The organism is Pseudomonas sp. LM13 (assembly GCF_041381355.1).
In the GTDB taxonomy this organism is placed as follows: Bacteria; Pseudomonadota; Gammaproteobacteria; order Pseudomonadales; family Pseudomonadaceae; genus Stutzerimonas; species Stutzerimonas frequens.
The window spans coordinates 1-1,608 of the sequence record NZ_JACBXH010000106.1; the positions used below are offsets into that span (position 1 = coordinate 1).

Annotated in this window: 1 protein-coding gene; it reads left to right on the plus strand. The window is 58.3% G+C overall.

Annotated elements, in window-relative coordinates:
• The first annotated feature begins 76 nt into the window (after nucleotides 1-76).
• Nucleotides 77-1,447, plus strand: coding sequence for an IS1182-like element ISCfr1 family transposase (locus HZR81_RS23480; protein WP_003116647.1), 1,371 nt, complete (start codon nucleotides 77-79; stop codon nucleotides 1,445-1,447).
• Nucleotides 1,448-1,608 lie beyond the last annotated feature (161 nt).

A 1,608-nucleotide genomic window follows, 5' to 3' on the forward strand; every position in this document is an offset into this window, starting at 1 on the left:
GATTCTGTTGAAAAAGTAGCGGCCTCTCCATGCCGTTGGCAAAATTGCTCTGTCAGCGAGCGTGGGGGCGAACAGCATGATGGGGCAGTTACCGGGAGGACAGCAGCGCCTGTTCTACTCGTTCAACCTAGAAGATCACGTCCCGGCTCAACACCTCCTGCGCAGCATCGACCAGTGCCTGGATCTTAGTGATCTGCGCGCCTACCTGGCGGACTTCTATAGTCCCATCGGACGCCCCTCGATTGACCCGGAATTGATGGTGCGCATGCTGGTCGTCGGCTACTGCTATGGCATTCGTTCCGAGCGGCGATTGTGCGAAGAGGTGCACCTGAACCTGGCCTATCGCTGGTTCTGCCGGCTGGGTCTGGAAGACGAAGTCCCCAATCACTCGACCTTCTCGAAGAATCGCCATGGGCGTTTTCGTGACAGCGATCTGTTCCGCTGGTTGTTCAATGAGGTGCTGCGGCGTTGCATGGCAGCCGGCCTAGTCAAGGGCGAAGGTTTTGCCGTCGACGCTAGCATCATCAAGGCGGATGCCAGCCGGCAACGTGGGGTAGCGGGAGATGAGGTCGATTGGAACGATCCAAAGCTCAGCAGCCGCGCAGTGCGCGAGTACCTCGAAGCCCTTGATGAAGAGGCGCTGGCTGAGGCTCTTCCCAAGAAAATTTCGCTCACAGATCCTCAGTCCCGTTGGACAGCAGCGCCAGGTGGGCCGGCCTTTTTTGCCTACTCCACGAATTACCTGATCGACACTGAGCACGGTGTGATCATGGACGTGGAAGCTACCCCGGCGCACCGTACCGCCGAAGTCGATTCGACTAGGACGATGGTCGAGCGTGTCAAAGCTCAGTTCGATCTCACACCGGAACGCCTTATCGGCGATACCGCTTATGGCACCGCCCCGATGCTGGCCTGGATGGTCGAAGAAAAGGACATCGAGCCGCATGTGCCGGTGTGGGACAAGACTGAGCGCAAGGACGACAGCCTCTCCAGTAACGACTTCCACTGGAACCAGGAGGCCAATGAATACCGCTGCCCAGCCGGCAAACCACTACGCAGTGAGTGGCGCGCCTTCACCCAGAAAAGATCGCGGGTGACCAAGGCCAACACCATCATTTATCGCTCCAGCCAAACCGACTGCACTACCTGTCCGCTGAAAGCGAAATGCTGCCCCAACACGCCGAATCGGAAGATCGTCCGCAGTATCCATGAGGCTGCCCGCGATGTGGCCAGGCGCATCGCCAAGACACCGGAATACCTCGTCTCTCGCTGCGAACGAAAGAAGGTGGAGATGCTGTTCGCCCACCTCAAACGGATCATGAAACTCGATCGTTTACGACTGCGCGGCCTGACAGGTGCCACTGACGAATTCACTTTGGCGGCGGCGGTGCAGAACCTGCGACGCATGGCCAAGCTTTTGCCTCAAGGGCCACCGCTCACGGGATAGGTACGCCTGCTGAGAGCAGAAACCTTCAAATTAACCCTCAGGCCTGAGCAAGGACGCTCAGCGAAACGCCGAAAGGCAACCTGAAGTGGCTTGCAGTCACTTCGACAGCAGGCACACCTGATCGGCAGGCCGCCGCTAAACCTACTTTTTCAACAGAATCG

Bases quoted from the DNA above. Each gene is read 5' to 3' on its own strand.
- HZR81_RS23480 (WP_003116647.1), top strand. From the start codon at position 77: ATGATGGGGCAGTTACCGGGAGGACAGCAGCGCCTGTTCTACTCGTTC.